This window comes from Streptomyces antnestii (genome assembly GCF_004005495.1).
GTDB lineage: Bacteria > Actinomycetota > Actinomycetes > Streptomycetales > Streptomycetaceae > Streptomyces > Streptomyces antnestii.
In genome coordinates this window covers 129,932-146,166 of sequence record NZ_RZYA01000004.1, presented here as the reverse complement: position 1 = coordinate 146,166, position 16,235 = coordinate 129,932, and the positions used below count along the sequence as shown (strand labels likewise).

Sequence of the window (16,235 nt, the reverse complement as noted above, 5' to 3'; positions counted from 1 at the left end):
AGGAGCCGCCATGCCCCGCCCCACCCTGCGCCGCCCCACCCTGCCGCGCGCGAGACTCGCCGCGTTCTCCGCCTTCTCCGCGATCACCGCGCTGGCCACCTTCGCCACGACCGGCACGGCGACCGCGGCCGACGCCCAACTGGCCGGATCCTGGGCGCCGTTCACCCGCTGTCCGGTGGACGCGCCGCCGATGGCCGGCGCCGACGGCCGGGCCACCACCCCCCAGTGCGTCGCCTCCCACTCCGACAGCGGCTCCATCGTCCTCGGCAACACCACGGTGACCACCGGCGCCAGCGACCTCCAGCTCGGCGTCGTGCAGAACTCCGACGGCACCAGCACCCTCGTACCGCCGGCCTCCGGGACGATCATCGCCGACTCCGCCACGATCCCGGGGGGCCTGCTCGGCCTGATGTGCCCCAGCGACATCCCCGTGATCACGGACATCTGCAAGCAGCTCGACGACTCCTCGCTCAACCGGATCACCGCCACGGTCGAATCGGTCGGCGCACCCCATGACTTCGCGCTCGCGGCGGGCGCCACGACGGGCCAGCCCATCATCGCGATCCCGGTGCGCATCCGGCTCAAGAACCCGTTCCTGTCCGACCACTGCACCATCGGCTCGGCCTCGGACCCGGTCGTGCTGCGCCCGCAGAACCTCACGCAACCCGCCTTCAAGATCGAGCGGTTCGCCGCCGGCGGCAGCCCCGACCCGGCCGGCACGATGTCCCGGATCGGCCTGACCGGCTCCACGCAGGGCGACTCGTCCTTCGCCGTGCCGGGCGCGAGCGGCTGCGGGCTCCTCGGCCTGATCGACCTGGCCGTCAACGCCAAGACGGGACTGCCCTCCGCCGCCGGGCACAACAGCGTCACCCTGAACGACACCCACACCTACCTGGGCGGCCTGTACGCGCCCGGCACCGTCTACCCCGACGCCGGAAAGATCCTCGCGCAGAACTGGCACACGGCGGCCGGATGACGCCCACCGCGGCAGGTCCCGCCGAGCGATGACATCGATATCACGCCAATCTCCGGACCCAGTCCGAGCGGTGGGCTTGCGGACCCGCCGCCCGCCGCGCCTTCCGGCGGCCCGGATCGGCACGCCGCAACAGTCCAGGTGAGGGGTGCGCGTCCCCGGAAGACGTCCGGCGGTGCGCGCCGCCCGCCGGACGTTCCGGGCCCCTCACACCACGTGCAACATGAAGCTACTTGTTCATCAAGTGGTGTACATCACACAGCAGTTGTTCTAGCTTCGGCAGTCCCACCAGGTACGCACCTGCCGGTCCGTGGGAGCGCTGCCCCCCACCCCGGGGCGGCACGCCCGCGGCTCGCCCCCCACCGGGCGCAGGAGAGCAAGGGGAGCGTCATGCCCTCAGCCGCACCGTCGTCGGAAGTGGAAGAACCGCTCGGCCCGCTGCCCCCGGAGTTCGCCGCCATCATGCGGCCCGAACTGCCCAGTCTGATCAAGGAGATCCGGGTCGAGGTCACCCGCACCTACCCGGAGTTCGCCCGGCTGCTCGACGGCCCCAACAGCGCGGTGATCCGGCTCGGCGTCGAGCAGAGCCTCGCCGCCTTCGTCGACCGGGTGGCCGAGCCCACCGCGTCGGCCGGTGAACGCGACGAACTGTGCCGCAGATTCGGGCGGTTCGAGGCGTACGAGGGCCGCAGTCTCGACTCGCTGCACGGCGCGTACCGCATCGGCGCCCGGATCGCGCTGCGCCGCGCCAAGCGCGTCGGCCGCAAGTACAACCTCTCCCCCACCCTGATCCTGACCTTCGCCGACGCGCTGTTCGCGTACGTCGACGAGCTGGAGGCCCTGTCCAGAGAGGGCTATCTGGAGGTGCAGTCGCAGTCCACGGACCGTCTGGACTCCCTGCACCGGCGCATCCTGCATCTGCTGCTCGCCGGTCACCCGCTGCCGGGCGACGCGCTCACCGAACTGTGCGAACAGTCCGGCTGGCGGATTCCCGAGCGGGTCACGCTCGTGGCGCTACGGGCCCCGGCTCCCGTTCACCTCAGGGCCGGCCTCGACCCCGACGTCCTGGCCGACCTCGGAGACCCCCAGCCGCATCTGCTGATCCCGGGATCCCTCGAAGGTCCGGACGGAGCGACCCGCCTCGACATGCTGACGGCCACCCTCGGTGACACCCGGTGCGTGCTCGGGCTCACCGTGCCCACCGCGCGGGCCTCCGACTCGATCCGCTGGGCCCGCCGGGTCCTGGAGCTCATCGACGAACAGGTCATCGCCGACGGTCCCGCGGTGCGCTGCGCGGACCATCTGACCACGCTGTGGCTGCTGTCGGACCCGGCGCTCCTCGACCGGCTCGCCGCCCTCGAACTCGCCCCGCTGTCCGGCCTGACGGGCAACCGCCGGGCGCGCCTGCTCGACACGCTGCGGGTGTGGCTGACCACCCGGGGCACGGCCGAGCACGTCGGCGACATCCTGGGGGTGCACGCCCAGACGGTCCGCTACCGGCTGCGCAATCTGGACGCGCACTTCGGCGACCGGCTCACCGACCCGGAGCGCCGTTTCGCCACCGAGGCGGCGCTGCGGGCCCGGCACCTCCAGGGCCACCGGCACCCGTCCGACGACGCCTGACCCCCGCGCGCCTCCCGACTGCAGCCCCCTCTGGTCAGGACCGGCTGCGTTCCGCCGTCGCGGCGGCAAGCCCGGCCGGCGCCTTCGCCATGTCAGGCCCCGCCTCGGCCGTGGGGCGCGCACGCGGCCCCGACAGTGCGTAGGTGAGGGCGAAGCCCGCGCCGACGACGGTCGCGCCGCCCACCGCGTCGAGCACCCAGTGGTTGGCGGTCGCGATGATCGCGGACACGGTGAACAGGGGATGCAGCAGGCCGAGTGCCTTCATCCACCGCTTCGGGGCGAGGATGGCGACGACGAGCCCGCACCACAGGGCCCAGCCGAAGTGCAGCGAGGGCATGGCCGCGTACTGGTTGGTGAGCGCCGTCAGCGAGCCGTAGTCCGGCTTGGAGAAGTCCTGGACGCCGTGCACCGTGTCGATGAAGCCGAGCGTGGGCATCAGGCGCGGCGGGGCCAGCGGGTAGAACCAGAAGCCGACCAAGGCGAGGAGCGTGGCGAAGCCGAGCGCGGAGCGGGCCCAGCGGTACTGGGCGGGCCGGCGGACGTAGAGGACGCCGAGGACGGCCAGCGGCACGAAGAAGTGGAACGACTCGTAGTAGAAGTCGAAGAAACCCTTGAGCCACGGGACGTGCACGATCGCATGGTTGGCCCAGTGCTCGATGTCGATGTGGAGGACCTTCTCCAGGGAGTTGATCTGCTCGCCGTGCGCTTCGGCGATGGCCCGGCCCCCGGAGTTCGTACCGCCGTGGGCGGCGAGCCTGACCTGCTGGTACGCGGAGTAGCCGACGCGGATCAGGAGCAGTTCGAGCAGCAGGTTCGGGCGGCCGAGGACCCGGCGCCAGAACGGCACGAGCGGCACCCACGACCAGCGCGCCGGCGCCGGCTTCGCGTACGCGGTGGGGACGGGCGTGCGGTACTCGGGCGCCGTGCGGGACAGGAACGGGACGACCGTGGCGGCGGCGAGCGCGGCGATCAGGACGACGTTGTCACGCAGCGGCTGGGCGAGGGTGACGTCCGGCAGCATCATCTTCGCCGGGAGCGTCATCACGAGGACGACGGCTACGGGCCACACATAGCGGTCGGACACCTTCCGGCCGACGCGGCCGACGACGGCGAGCAGCACCCACAGGAGCTGGTGCTGCCAGGACGTGGGCGACACGGCGACGGCGACGCAGCCGGTGAGGGCGACGGCGAGGAGGAGCTGCCCGTCCTCGGCGTAGCGCACGGCGCGCCGCAGGCCGACGGCCGCGATCGCGGCGCCCAGGACGAGGAAGAGCCCGATCTCCAGGGGGCCTGCGAGGCCGAAGCGCAGGAGCGCGCCGTGCAGGGACTGGTTGGCGAGCCCGTCGGGGCGCGACCCGAGGCCCGCGCCGGCCGCGTGGTGCACCCAGTACGTCCACGAGTCGTGCGGCATCGCGGCCCAGGCGAGGAGCGTGCACGCCAGGAACGTGACGCCGGAGGACACGGCGGCTCGCCTGCGCCCGGTGAACCACAGGAGGGGGGCGAAGACGATGACGGTGGGCTGGAGCGCGGCGCCGACGCCGATGAGGAACCCCGAGCTCCGCTCGCCGCGCGCGGCGAAGCAGCCGAGCAGCACGAGGAGGACGGGGATGATGCTGGTCTGGCCCAGGTGCAGGGTGTTGCGCACCGGCAGGGACAGCATGAGGAGGCTGATCGCGACGGGGGCGGCGAGCAGGGAGGTGCGCCGGGTGACCGGTTTCGGCAGGGCGCGCGCGGCGACGAGACCGAGGACGACGACGAGGCCGAGCGTGCCGAAGGTCCAGGCCCAGCCGAGCGACTGTTCGGCACCGCTGGCGAGGGGTTTGAGCACGAGCCCCCCGAAGGGGGTACCGGTGAACTGGTCGGCGTCGTAGAGGGAGTCCTTCACATGGAGGACACCGTCAGGACCGATCCAGGTCTCCAGGTCCGTGAGGCGTTCACCGCTCGGAGTGCTCAGGACGGCCACGACCTGGCGCACCGCCAGGACCGCGGCGATCAGCCACAGGCCTGCCCGGACCATGCCGAGCCGCGCCGTCGCGGCCCCCGCCCCCAACGCTTTGCCCGCTCCATGCTCCACGTTCGCCACGTGCCGTCGGCCCTCCCGCCGTCCGTACTGTCCAGAGGCTCGCACCACCCCCGAGGTGAGACGCATGCAACCACTACTTCACCTGGCCGTCACCGGTTTTTGACCGGATGACGTGGACGAGGGATCCGTGCGGTTGCAGGCGAGGGCCGCGACATAGCTCACAGAATTGTCCGATTACGCCGCGCCGGATCCGGTGCGTCATGCCTGGCCGGACCCGCTTTTACCGCTCTGCGCGACGACGCGAACACTACCCGTAATGATCCCTGCTGCCCCTATGGTCGATTTCAGGCCGTCCCGTCGTGGGCGGCCTCGTCCGTGGCCCGGACGTGTCCTTGTCCCCTTCGAAAGCAGGCGAGCAGACCCTTGTCGAGCGCACTCACCGTCGCACCGGATACCAACGCCTCCACGAGGGGCGCCTCCCCCGAGGTCACCGTGACCGACCCGGCGCTCGTCAAGCGCGCGGTCAAGGCGGCGGCCCTCGGCAACGCGATGGAGTGGTTCGACTTCGGCGTCTACAGCTACATCGCCGTCACCCTCGGCAAGGTCTTCTTCCCGTCGGGCAACCCCACGGCCCAGCTCCTGTCGACGTTCGGCGCCTTCGCCGCCGCGTTCCTCGTCCGCCCCCTCGGCGGCATGGTCTTCGGCCCCCTCGGCGACCGCGTCGGCCGGCAGAAGGTCCTCGCCATCACCATGATCATGATGGCGGCGGGCACGTTCGCCATCGGCCTGATCCCGTCGTACGCGGCGATCGGCGTCGGCGCGCCGATCCTGCTCCTCGCGGCGCGGCTCGTGCAGGGCTTCTCGACCGGTGGTGAGTACGGCGGCGCGTCCACCTTCATCGCCGAGTACGCGCCCGACAAGAAGCGCGGCTTCTTCGGCAGCTGGCTGGAATTCGGCACGCTCGCCGGTTACATCGGCGGCGCGGGTCTGGTGACCCTGATGACGGCACTGCTGTCCGACCACGACCTGGTGTCCTGGGGCTGGCGCATCCCGTTCCTGATCGCGGGCCCGATGGGCATCATCGGCCTCTACCTGCGCATGCGACTCGAGGAGACCCCGGCGTTCGCCGCGGCCGCTGCCGCCGCCGAGAAGTCGGAGAAGTCCCGCCCCAAGGTGCGGATCCGCGAGATGGTGACCGGCCAGTGGAAGGCGATGCTCCTGTGCATCGGCCTCGTCCTCGTCTTCAACGTCACCGACTACATGCTGCTCTCGTACATGCCGAGCTACCTGACCGGCCAGCTCCACTACGACGAGACGCACGGGCTCCTGCTGATCCTCGGCGTGATGGCGCTGATGATGATCGTCCAGCCGTTCGCGGGCAAGCTGTCCGACAGCCTCGGCCGCCGTCCCGTGATCGCGGCGGGCTGCGTCGGCTTCTTCGCCCTGTCGATCCCGGCCGTGCTCCTGATCCGCCAGGGCGACCTGTGGGCGGTCTCGCTGGGCCTCGGCGCCCTCGGCCTGCTCCTCGTCTGCTTCACCGCGGCGATGCCGTCCGCGCTCCCCGCGCTCTTTCCGACCCGGGTGCGCTACGGCTCCCTGTCGATCGGCTTCAACGTCTCCGTCTCGCTCTTCGGCGGCACGACCCCGCTGGTCGTCACGGCGCTGGTCGGAGCGACCGGGAACCTGATGATGCCCGCGTACTACATGATGGCCGCGGCCGTCGTCGGCGGCGTCGCGGTCTGGTTCATGACCGAGTCGGCCCGCCGCCCGCTGCCCGGCTCGCCGCCCGCCGTGGAGAGCGGCGACCTGCCGCGCGGCGCGCACGCCACGGCCGCGTAACACCAGGAACCGCGGGCCTGAGGTGTACGCCCCGCCGCCGCTCGGCTGAATCGCCAACGGCCCGCGGGCTCGTGCGCCCATCATGGGGCCATGTCTGAGCACGCACCCGAAGAGCAGTGGACCGCCGTCGACGACTACCTCACCGGCCTCCTCGCCCCCGCCGACGAGGCCCTGACGGCGGCCCTCGCGGACAGCGAAGCGGCGGGCCTCCCGCACATCAACGTCGCCCCGAACCAAGGCAAGTTCCTCCACCTCATCGCCCGGATCCAGGGCGCGCGCCGCATCCTGGAGATCGGCACACTCGGCGGCTACAGCACGATCTGGCTGGCCCGCGCCCTGCCCGCCGACGGCGTCCTCGTCACCCTCGAGTACGACCCCCGGCACGCCGAGGTGGCCCGCGGCAACCTCGCCCGCGCCGGCCTCGACAAGATCGCCGAGGTGCGGGTCGGCCCCGCCCTCGACTCGCTGCCCGGCATCGCGGCCGACCACCCCGAGCCGTTCGACCTCGTCTTCATCGACGCCGACAAGGCCAACAACGCGCACTACGTCGAGTGGGCGCTGCGGCTGACCCGCCCCGGCAGCGTGATCGTCGTCGACAACGTGGTGCGCGGCGGCCGCGTCACGGACGACTCCGGCACGGCGCCAGACATCCGCGGCACCCGCGACGCGCTCCGATTGATCGCCGACCACCCGAAGCTGGACGGCACGGCCGTCCAGACGGTGGGGGTCAAGGGCTACGACGGCTTCGCGCTGGCCCGCGTACTCCCGGACCGCCGCCCATCATTGGATCTGACGCGCCATCAGACCTCATGGTAGAAACCCACGTTCACGCTGCGGGCCTGGGTGCGGTCCAGGACCACGATCTCGCCGGACGCGCCCGGCGCGAGCGCCGCGGCCCCTCCGTACTCGAGGGGCTGCGGCCGGCCGCCGGTCAGCGTGAGGCTCACCTCGGACGAGGGCTCGTCGTGCGAGCCGCGCAGCCAGAACACGGACCACGCGCCGTCCTGCCCGCACCGGAACTCCAGATGGACGCGCGAGACGAACAGCCAGTCGTCGGGCGTCGCGAGCCGGCACACGTTCCGGTCACGCCCCACGCGCAGCACAGCTCCCGGCTCGCTCGGCGCGTCGGCCATCAGCATCCCGGCCGTCGCCCCCGCGTCCGCCCCCGCGACGGAGGCCATGGTCAGCTCCAGCACCGCACAGCTCCTTCGGTCTTCGCGGCCCCCGGAACCGGGTTCCCGCCGAGGCCGCATCCTAATTTGTCCCCTGCCTCCGTGGTACGCCCTCTGGGACAATGGCGACATGACCGAACGCAAGCCTCCGGACGTCAGCTTCGAGTCATGGGTCGACAAGCAGATCCGCGACGCGGAGCGCGCGGACGACTTCTCCCACCTCCCCGGCGCGGGCAAGCCGCTGCCGGAAACGGCCGACACGACGTACGACGAGAACTGGTGGATCAAGCGGAAGATGGCCCGCGAGGGCTTCTCCGTACTGCCCCCGTCCCTCGCCCTGCGCAAGGAGGCCGAGGACGCGCTGGCCGAGGCGGCGCGGGCCCCTTCCGAACGGATCGTCCGCCGCATCGTCACCGAGATCAACGTCAAGATCCGCGACATGATGTTCAAACCGCCCCCGGGCCCACCCCTCGGACTCAAGCCGTACGACGTCGAGGAGATCGTCCACGACTGGCGGCGAAACCGCGAGGCACGCGGGACCTGACGCCACGCTGACGCGGGGGTGCGCGAGGATGGGCGGCATGAGCATCGTGAAGATCAACGTCCTGACCGTCCCGGCCGAGCAGCGGGAGACCCTGGAGAAGCGCTTCGCCTCGCGCGCCGGCGCCGTGGAGAACTCGGACGGCTTCGAGTGGTTCGAGCTGCTGCGTCCCATCGAGGGCACCGACGACTACCTGGTGTACACGCGGTGGCGTGACGAGGCGTCGTTCCAGGCGTGGATGGAGGGCCCGATGAAGGCGGCCCACCAGGGCGGCGGCGACCGGCCGAAGCCGGCGGCGAGCGGGTCGTCGGTGTGGTCGTTCGAGGTGGTGCAGCAGGCGGCGCCGAAGTCGCAGACGGAGTCGTAGACCGAAGCCGTAGACCGAAGCCGTAGACCGAAGTCATGGTCAGCGGCGGAGGCCGCGGTCCACAATGCCCCTCATGAACTCGCCCTGGACCGTGGCCCCCGAGCCGTTCGACTCGTCCGTCGCCGCCGAGTTGTGGCGTGCGTACTACACGGAGGTCAGCGACCGCTGGTACCTGCTGCATGAGGGGCGCACCACGGATCCCGGCGAGCTGGAGCGTGAGGTCGCGGCCGACACGGGGGACTATCTCGCCGCTCCGGACGGGGTGTTGCTGGTCGCGCGGTACCTGGGCGAGCCCGCCGGGATGGCCGGCGTGCGGATGCTCGACGCGTCGACCGGCGAGCTGAAGCGCGTCTTCGTCCGGCCCGCCATGCGCGGGAAGGGCGGCGCCGACCTGCTGCTCGCTGGGGCGGAGAGCGCCGCGCGGGAGCTGGGTGCCGAGCGGATCGTGCTCGACACCCGCACCGACCTGGTGGAGTCCCGGACGCTGTACGCGCGGCACGGCTACGAGGAGACACCCCGGTACAACGACGACCCGTACTCCGAGCACTGGTTCGCCAAGAAGCTGCTCTGAGCGGCGCCGGGGAGCGGGCTTCAGGGGCGGGTCGCCAGGCCGTCGTGCGGGCGCTCGGCGTCCGACCCGCACAGCTCCGCGTTGAGCTGTTCGACGAGTTTCGTGAGGTCCGTGGGACGGTCCGGGTCCCACCAGTCGCCCAGGAGTTCGGCGAGCGACTCCTCACGGGCCGTGGACAGCCGGGCGGCCACCACGCGGCCCTCGTCGGTGAGGACGAGGTCGACGCCGATGCGGGTGGCGAGGCGCCGCTCCTCCAGCTGCCGCGCCGCCGCGATGATCACAGGCAGGGGTACGGCGCTGTGCTGGGCGAGCGCGGACGGTTCCGCCCATCCGTACCGCTTGATGCGCAGCAGGAGCCAGCTGGCGGCAGGGAACAGGTCGTATCCGGCGCGCGCGGTGATCTTCTCGTAGATCTCGCGGCGCCCCTCCCGGGTGCCGAGGGTGGACAGGGCCCGCGCGCACTCGTCGTACGAGGAGCGTTCCACGGGGTTGCTGGCCAGGGTCTCGGTCGCGTCCGGGGCGGTGACCGAGCCGCGCAGCTTGTCCTCCTTCAGGAACCAGGCCAGCGCGAAGGCGACGAGGGCGACCGGGGCGGCGTAGAGGAAGACGTCCGTGATGGATGACGCGTAGGCGTGCAGGACCGGTGCGCGGACGGCGGGCGGCAGGGCGGAGATGCCTCGCGGGTCGGCTTTGAGGGCGTTCACGTCGACGCCGGGCGGCAGGGTGCGGCCCGCGAGGGCGTCCGTGAGTTTGCCGGTGAGCCGGGTGGCGAAGACCGTGCCGAAGATCGCGACGCCGAAGGAGGCGCCGATGGAGCGGAAGAACGTCGCGCCGGAGGTGGCGACGCCCAGGTCCTCGTACGAGACGGCGTTCTGCACGATCAGGACGAGGACCTGCATGACGAGGCCGAGGCCCAGGCCGAAGACGAAGAAGTAGGCGCTCATCTCGGCGGTGGAACTGTTCTCGTCGAGCTGGTGGAGGAGGAGCAGGCCGATGGCGGTGACGCCGGTGCCGACGATCGGGAAGACCTTCCAGCGGCCCGTGCGGCTGACGATCTGGCCGGAGGCCGTCGAGGAGAGCAGCAGGCCGAGGACCATCGGCAGCATGTGCACGCCCGACATCGTCGGCGAGACACCCTGGACGACCTGGAGGAACGTCGGCAGGTACGTCATGGCGCCGAACATGGCGAAGCCGACGACGAAGCTGATGACGGCGGACAGCGTGAACGTGCGGATGCGGAACAGTTTCAGCGGCAGGACGGGTTCCGCGGCCCGCCGCTCGACCTTGACGAACACCACGGCGAGGACGACGCCGAGGACGGCGAGACCGATGATCTGCGCCGAGGCCCAGTCCCAGGTCGTCCCGCCGAGCGAGGCGACCAGGACGAGACAGGTCGCCACGGAGGCGATCAGGAACGTGCCGAGATAGTCGATCGTGTGCTTCGTCGAGCGCACGGGGATGTGCAGCGCGGCGGCGATGACCGCGAGCGCGACGACGCCGATCGGCAGATTGACGTAGAAGACCCAGCGCCAGCTGAGGTGTTCCGTGAACAGGCCGCCGAGCAGCGGGCCGAGGACGCTCGTCGCGCCGAAGACCGCGCCGAACAGACCCTGGTACTTGCCCCGTTCGCGGGGCGGAACGATGTCGCCGACGATCGCCATGGACAGCACCATCAGGCCGCCGCCGCCCAGGCCTTGGAGGGCGCGGAAGCCGATCAGCTGCGGCATGTTCTGCGCCATGCCGCACAGCGCCGAGCCGACCAGGAAGATCACGATGGCGATCTGGAAGAGCTTCTTGCGGCCGTACTGGTCGCCGAGCTTGCCCCACAGGGGCGTGGCCGCCGTCGACGCCAGCAGGTACGCGGTCACGACCCAGGACAGGTGTTCAAGGCCGCCGAGGTCGCTCACGATCGTCGGCAGCGCCGTCGAGACGATGGTCTGGTCGAGGGCCGCGAGCAGCATGCCGAGCAGCAGCGCGCCGATCGAGACCAGTACGCCGCGGGGGGCGCGTCCGGCACCGGTGGTGGCTCCGGTGCGGTCCCCGGCGGGGCCGGTCGTCAGGTCCGTACGGGGAAGGCCCCCGCTAGCGTCCTGGGTCATGGACACCTCCTGAGGCACCACGCCGGACACGGCCGACGGGGCGCTGCCACCTACCAGGATGGTGGGTGCGCCCTGGTTTGGCCTGTTGAGACCGGGGTGTCCAGGAGGGGGAGCGGCGGTGGGGGCTAGCCGAGCTAGCCGATGTGCAGCAGGATCCCGCCGTCGGGGCCCGCCTCGACCCGGACCTGCGTCAGGTCCGCCACGAGCGCCGTGGGGTCGTACGCGCCCGCGCGGGGGCCGACGCCGACGACCCGCATGCCCGCGGCGCGGCCCGCCGCGATACCGGCCTCCGAGTCCTCGAAGACGACGCAGTCCGCCGGGTCGACGCCCAGTTCGGCGGCGCCCTTGAGGAATCCCTCGGGGTCGGGCTTGCTGGCGCCCACGCTCTCCGCGGTGATCCGCAGGTCGGGCTGGGGGAGGCCGGCGGCGGCCATGCGGCGGGTGGACAGGGCCACGTCGGCGGAGGTCACCAGGGCGTGCGCGAGGCCGCCGGTGCGCAGGGCGGCCAGGAAGGCGGCGGCGCCGGGCACGGGCACGACGCCGTCGACGTCGGCGGTCTCCTCGGCGAGCATGCGCGCGTTGTCGGCGTGGTTCTCGGCCATGGGGCGGTCGGGCAGCAGGAGGGCCATGGACGCGTAGCCCTGGCGGCCGTGGACGACCTTCATGACCTGGTCGCCGTCGAGACCCTGGACCTCCGCCCAGCGCCGCCAGCAGCGCTCGACCACGGCGTCGGAGTTGACCAGCGTGCCGTCCATGTCGAGCAGCAGGGCGCGGGCGGACAGAACAGTGGTGGCCGTCATCGGCGGGGTCCTCCAGAAGTGGGAACAAGGCGGCCCCGCCCACCGGTCAGGGTGAATGGGCGGGAGCCACTTTGTTCCTCGACTGTACAAAACAAGTCCGCACCTACGCCAGCCGCCCAGGTCAGGACCGGATTCACGACGTAGACGGGCGTGAGCGACGGCCCAGGTCCGGGCCGGATCACGGCCGGTCCGGGCCGGATCACAGCTGGTCCAAGCCCGAGGCCGGATCCCGGCCGGTCCGGGCCGGATCACGGCCGGTCCCGGCCCGGGTCCGGATCACGGCCGGTCCAGGCCCGGATCACGGCCAGTCCAGGCCCGGATCCGGATCACGGCACACGACAGAACCGGAGCCCGAGCCCGGATCACGGCATACGCGCAGACCCGGGCCGGATCGCGGGGCACGCCCAGACCCGGACCCGAGCTCGAATCCCGGCCTACGCCCAGACCCGACCCGACCCGAGCCCGAATCCCGGCTTAAGCCCAGACCCGACCCGGACCCGAGCCCGAATCCCGGCCTACGCGACCGCCTCGTACAGGCTCCACACGCCGAGGCCGAGCATCAGGACCGCCGCGATCTTCGTGATGAGCGCGAGCGGCACCCGCTTCATCAGCGCCTTGCCGCCGACGATGCCGAGGGCCGCGACGGCCCACAGGCCGAGGACGGCGCCGATGCCGACGGAGAGCGGGTTGTCGTAGCGGGCGGCGAGGTTCGCGGTCATGATCTGGGTCAGGTCACCGAACTCCGCGATCAGGATGAGCATGAAGCCCGCACCGGAGACCTTCCAGAAGCTCTGGTCCCCGGGCTTGCGGACCTCTTCCTCCTCCTCGTCCTTCTTCAGCAGCAGGACGGCCGCGCCGCCGAGGAAGAGCACACCGGTCAGGGCGTGCACGAGCTGCTGCGGCAGCAGGGTGAGCACACTGCCGGCCGCGACGGCGAGCGCGACATGGACCGCGAAGGCGGCGGCGACACCGGCGAAGACGTACGAGGCGCGGTAGCGCGTGCCCAGGACGAGTCCGGCGAGCGCGGTCTTGTCGGGGAGCTCGGCAAGGAAGACGACGCCGAAGACGACCGCCATCACGCTGAAGCTGATCAAGATTCCTCAATCGGTCGGGCTGCCGGCCGAGAGTGAGGGGAATTCGCGTACGACACCTCGGCACGGCAGCGCACAAGTACGCACACAGGTGTGCACGCACGTAAGGCACTGCTTTGCCGAAGGTCTCGCTGGCCGGACCCGGTGTGCGGGTCCTGCCTCCGGGCGCCGGCTCAGACGAGCTGAGCAGTATGTCGACGGTCCGGCGAAGAGCTACTCCCCTTCTGCGCCGTCCATCGTACGCGAACACCCGAGCGAAACGGCATGACCCGGGTCACGCCCGGTCGGCCGCCGGTCAATACCGGTCCGCATCGCACCGGATCCCCTCACGTCACGCACGCCCCGCGACAAGTCACGTACGCCCCCTTGATGTGTACGCGCCGTTGACGCGACCCTGTCACTCGGCGCACATCTCCCGGAAACCCCGGGGCGCCAGCATGGCCGGGCTCGCCCGGTCAACTTCCCCCCACTTCAAGGGAGTTCACATGCGCATGTTCTACGCGCGTCGACGCGCCGCCGCACTCGGCGCCGTCACCGCCGTCGTCTCCGCCCTGACCCTGCTGACCGGCCCGGCCGCGCAGGCCTCTCCCCCGACCCCGGTCAGCGGGGCCACCGCCCGCACGTACCTCGCCGAGCTCACGGTCAAGGCCGAGGGCTCCTCCGACGGCTACAGCCGCGACAAGTTCCCGCACTGGATCACCCAGTCCGGCACCTGCAACACCCGCGAGGTCGTCCTCAAACGGGACGGCACGAACGTCGTGACCGACTCCAGCTGCGCGGCCACGTCCGGGAGTTGGTACTCCGAGTACGACGGCGCGACCTGGAGCGCCGCCTCCGACGTCGACATCGACCACGTCGTCCCGCTCTCCGAGGCCTGGAAGTCCGGCGCCAGCGCCTGGACGACCGCCCAGCGCCAGGGCTTCGCCAACGACCTCACGCGCCCCCAGCTCATCGCCGTCACCGACAACGTCAACCAGGCCAAGGGCGACCAGGACCCGGCCAAGTGGATGCCGTCGCGGGCCGCGTACAAGTGCACCTACGTCCGGATGTGGGTGCAGGTGAAGCACTACTACAACCTCACCGTGGACTCCGCCGAGAAGAGCGCCCTGACGTCGTACCTCAGCGGCTGCTGACACGGGCGCCGGCCGCAGGACCGTGAACCCGGGGTTCAGGACGGTGAACCCCGGGTTCCCGGAACCTCCCCGACGGCCTCCGTCGTTCCGTACCGTACGGGGCGACCGAGGAGGCTGATCAGGTGGCAGGGCTGCGACTTGGACCACTGCTGAGATTCGTGGACGAGTCGGCGGCGACCGTCTGGGTCGAGGCGAGCCGTCCGTGCACCGCCGAAGTGCGCTGCGCGGACGGCTCGTCCGGGCGCACCCGCACGTTCCAGATCTGCGGCCACCACTACGCGCTGATCCCGGTCACCGGCCTCACACCGGGCAGCACGACGGCGTACGAGGTGCTGCTCGACGGCGTCCAGGTCTGGCCGCTCGCCGGCTCGCCCTTTCCGCCGAGCACGATCCGCACACCCGCGTACGACGACACCGCGCGCCCGTTCCGTGTCGCGTTCGGCTCCTGCCGGTGGGCCGCGGCGCCCGCCGGCGAGCACGACCCCGTCGGCCCCGACGCCCTGGACACCCTGGCCGCACAGCTCGCCGCCGAACCCGAACCCGACACCGAGCACCGCCCCGACGTCCTGCTCCTGCTCGGCGACCAGGTCTACGCGGACCAGACCTCGCCGGCCACGCGCCGCTACCTCGCCGCCCGCCGCGACCTGCGCGACGCCCCGGGCGCCCAGGTCGCGGACTACGAGGAGTACACCCGGCTGTACTACGAGTCCTGGCTCGACCCCGAGGTGCGCTGGCTGCTGTCCACCGTCCCCAGCTGCATGATCTTCGACGACCACGACGTCATCGACGACTGGAACACCAGCGCCGCCTGGCTCGCCGGGATGCGCGCCACCGCCTGGTGGAACGAGCGCGTCCTCAGCGGCCTCATGTCGTACTGGGTCCACCAGCACCTGGGCAATCTGGCCCCCGCCGAACTGGCCGCCGACCCCGTCTACGCGGCGGTGCGCGCGGACCCCGACGGGACGGACCGGCTCAGGGAGTTCGCCGCCCGCGCCGACGCCGACCCGATGTCCGCCCGCTGGAGCTATCGCCGCGACTTCGGCCGCGTACGGCTCCTCATGGTGGACACCCGGGCCGCGCGCGTCCTGACGGAGGGCGACCGTTCGATGCTCGATCCGGCGGAGGCGGCGTGGCTGCGGGAGCAGGCGCTGGACGGGGCGGCGCCAGGACCTGCCGCGGGAGGGGCGCCGGAGTCCGCCGTCACCGCGTCCGGCGCGTACGACCACCTGCTGATCGGGACCTCGCTGCCCTGGCTGCTGCCGCATCTCGTGCACGACATCGAGGGGTGGAACGCCGCGCTGTGCCGGGGAGAGCGAGGTGCGCGCTGGGCCCGGTTCGGCGAAAAGCTGCGTGGACGGGCCGACTTGGAGCACTGGGCCGCGTTCCCCCCGTCGTTCGACGCGCTGACGGCGCTGATTGCCGAGGCGGGCGGCGGCGCGGACTCCCCGGGCTCCCCGGGCTCCCCGGCGACGGTGTGCGTGCTGTCGGGCGACGTCCATCACGCGTACGTCGCCGAACCCGCCTGGCCCGCGGGGGTGCCGGCCCCGGCCGCGCGCGTCGTCCAGCTGACATGCTCGCCGCTGCACAACTCCATCCCCGCCTCGATCCGAGCCGGGTTCCGGCTCGGCTGGAGCCGCTTCGGGCGCGCGCTCGGACGACGCTTCGCCCGGCACGGCCGGCTCGCCGCTCCCCCGGTGTCGTGGCGGAGGACGGGCGGCCCCTGGTTCGGGAACCAGCTGATGACGCTGACGCTGCGGGGACGCGCGGCACGGCTCCAGCTCCACCGGGCCCGGGCGGCGCGGGGCGGACCGGCACGGCTACGGAAGACGACGGACGTGACTCTCAGTAGTCCGTAGGCGGACCCGATGGCCGGCCACCAGCTCCGCACTCAGTGCTCCGTACTCGGCGCATGACGGTGAGTGACCAGCGGGGAACCCCAGGGGAGCGCCGGGTGAAGATACGGCGCATACCGGGGCTCGGCCCTTCCGCACGCGGGGCGACCC

The 16,235-nt window shown here is 71.7% G+C and carries 14 protein-coding genes; 9 read left to right on the top strand and 5 right to left on the bottom strand.

The genetic code is table 11. The features are described 5' to 3' along the window. Positions 1-10 precede the first annotated feature (10 nt). Together EOT10_RS11060 and EOT10_RS11055 are read left to right on the top strand one after the other, a co-directional pair. Positions 11-976: a hypothetical protein gene (locus EOT10_RS11060; RefSeq protein ID WP_223280923.1), complete on the top strand. Its 966-nt coding sequence runs from the start codon at positions 11-13 to the stop codon at positions 974-976. Between the two features lie 387 nt (positions 977-1,363). Continuing rightward, on the top strand, positions 1,364-2,596 hold the full coding sequence (locus tag EOT10_RS11055; protein WP_127827948.1) for a PucR-like N-terminal domain-containing protein: 1,233 nt from the start codon (positions 1,364-1,366) through the stop codon (positions 2,594-2,596). A gap of 34 nt (positions 2,597-2,630) precedes the next feature. On the opposite strand, the gene EOT10_RS11050 is transcribed toward EOT10_RS11055, so the two are convergent. Next, positions 2,631-4,679 (bottom strand): bifunctional glycosyltransferase 87/phosphatase PAP2 family protein, encoded by a 2,049-nt coding sequence (locus tag EOT10_RS11050; protein ID WP_431313274.1) that lies wholly within the window; start codon positions 4,677-4,679, stop codon positions 2,631-2,633. Positions 4,680-5,042: 363 nt separating this feature from the next. Here EOT10_RS11050 and proP point away from each other — a divergent pair, with 363 nt between their 5' ends. Continuing rightward, a complete protein-coding gene (proP, locus tag EOT10_RS11045; RefSeq protein ID WP_127827946.1) occupies positions 5,043-6,458 on the top strand; it encodes a glycine betaine/L-proline transporter ProP in 1,416 nt (471 codons plus the stop codon). 90 nt (positions 6,459-6,548) lie between these two features. Beyond that, positions 6,549-7,274 carry an O-methyltransferase gene (locus EOT10_RS11040; RefSeq protein ID WP_127827945.1) on the top strand — a complete coding sequence of 242 codons (726 nt, stop codon included), beginning with the start codon at positions 6,549-6,551 and terminating at the stop codon, positions 7,272-7,274. On the opposite strand, the gene EOT10_RS11035 is transcribed toward EOT10_RS11040, so the two are convergent. Further along, positions 7,259-7,654, bottom strand: coding sequence for an FHA domain-containing protein (locus tag EOT10_RS11035; protein ID WP_127827944.1), 396 nt, complete (start codon positions 7,652-7,654; stop codon positions 7,259-7,261). The genes EOT10_RS11040 and EOT10_RS11035 overlap by 16 nt on opposite strands. A gap of 106 nt (positions 7,655-7,760) precedes the next feature. On the opposite strand from EOT10_RS11035, the gene EOT10_RS11030 reads away from it, so the two are divergent. The 3 genes from EOT10_RS11030 (at position 7,761) to EOT10_RS11020 (ending at position 9,109) form a co-directional block, all read left to right on the top strand. Beyond that, a complete protein-coding gene (locus EOT10_RS11030; protein ID WP_127827943.1) occupies positions 7,761-8,174 on the top strand; it encodes a DnaJ family domain-containing protein in 414 nt (137 codons plus the stop codon). 37 nt (positions 8,175-8,211) lie between these two features. After that, a complete protein-coding gene (locus EOT10_RS11025) occupies positions 8,212-8,538 on the top strand; it encodes an antibiotic biosynthesis monooxygenase family protein (protein WP_127827942.1) in 327 nt (108 codons plus the stop codon). Positions 8,539-8,611: 73 nt separating this feature from the next. Beyond that, complete coding sequence (locus EOT10_RS11020; RefSeq protein WP_127827941.1) at positions 8,612-9,109, top strand: GNAT family N-acetyltransferase; 498 nt, start codon at positions 8,612-8,614, stop codon at positions 9,107-9,109. Between the two features lie 20 nt (positions 9,110-9,129). Here the strand turns inward: EOT10_RS11020 and EOT10_RS11015 are convergent, their stop codons facing one another. From EOT10_RS11015 to EOT10_RS11005, 3 genes are all read right to left on the bottom strand, one after another. Next, positions 9,130-11,208, bottom strand: coding sequence for an MDR family MFS transporter (locus tag EOT10_RS11015; RefSeq protein ID WP_127827940.1), 2,079 nt, complete (start codon positions 11,206-11,208; stop codon positions 9,130-9,132). Between the two features lie 134 nt (positions 11,209-11,342). Beyond that, the gene (locus tag EOT10_RS11010; protein ID WP_127827939.1) at positions 11,343-12,008 is read right to left on the bottom strand and encodes an HAD-IA family hydrolase; all 666 of its coding nucleotides are present in this window, start codon (positions 12,006-12,008) and stop codon (positions 11,343-11,345) included. A gap of 515 nt (positions 12,009-12,523) precedes the next feature. Continuing rightward, entirely contained in the window at positions 12,524-13,102 is a 579-nt protein-coding gene (locus EOT10_RS11005; RefSeq protein ID WP_127827938.1) for a TMEM165/GDT1 family protein, read from the bottom strand. 482 nt (positions 13,103-13,584) lie between these two features. Here EOT10_RS11005 and EOT10_RS11000 point away from each other — a divergent pair, with 482 nt between their 5' ends. Both EOT10_RS11000 and EOT10_RS10995 read left to right on the top strand, forming a co-directional pair. After that, positions 13,585-14,232, top strand: coding sequence for an HNH endonuclease family protein (locus EOT10_RS11000; RefSeq protein ID WP_127827937.1), 648 nt, complete (start codon positions 13,585-13,587; stop codon positions 14,230-14,232). A 122-nt stretch (positions 14,233-14,354) separates the two neighbouring features. Then, positions 14,355-16,088, top strand: a complete 1,734-nt coding sequence (locus EOT10_RS10995) for an alkaline phosphatase D family protein (protein ID WP_127827936.1) — start codon at positions 14,355-14,357, stop codon at positions 16,086-16,088. The last annotated feature ends 147 nt before the right edge of the window (positions 16,089-16,235 follow it).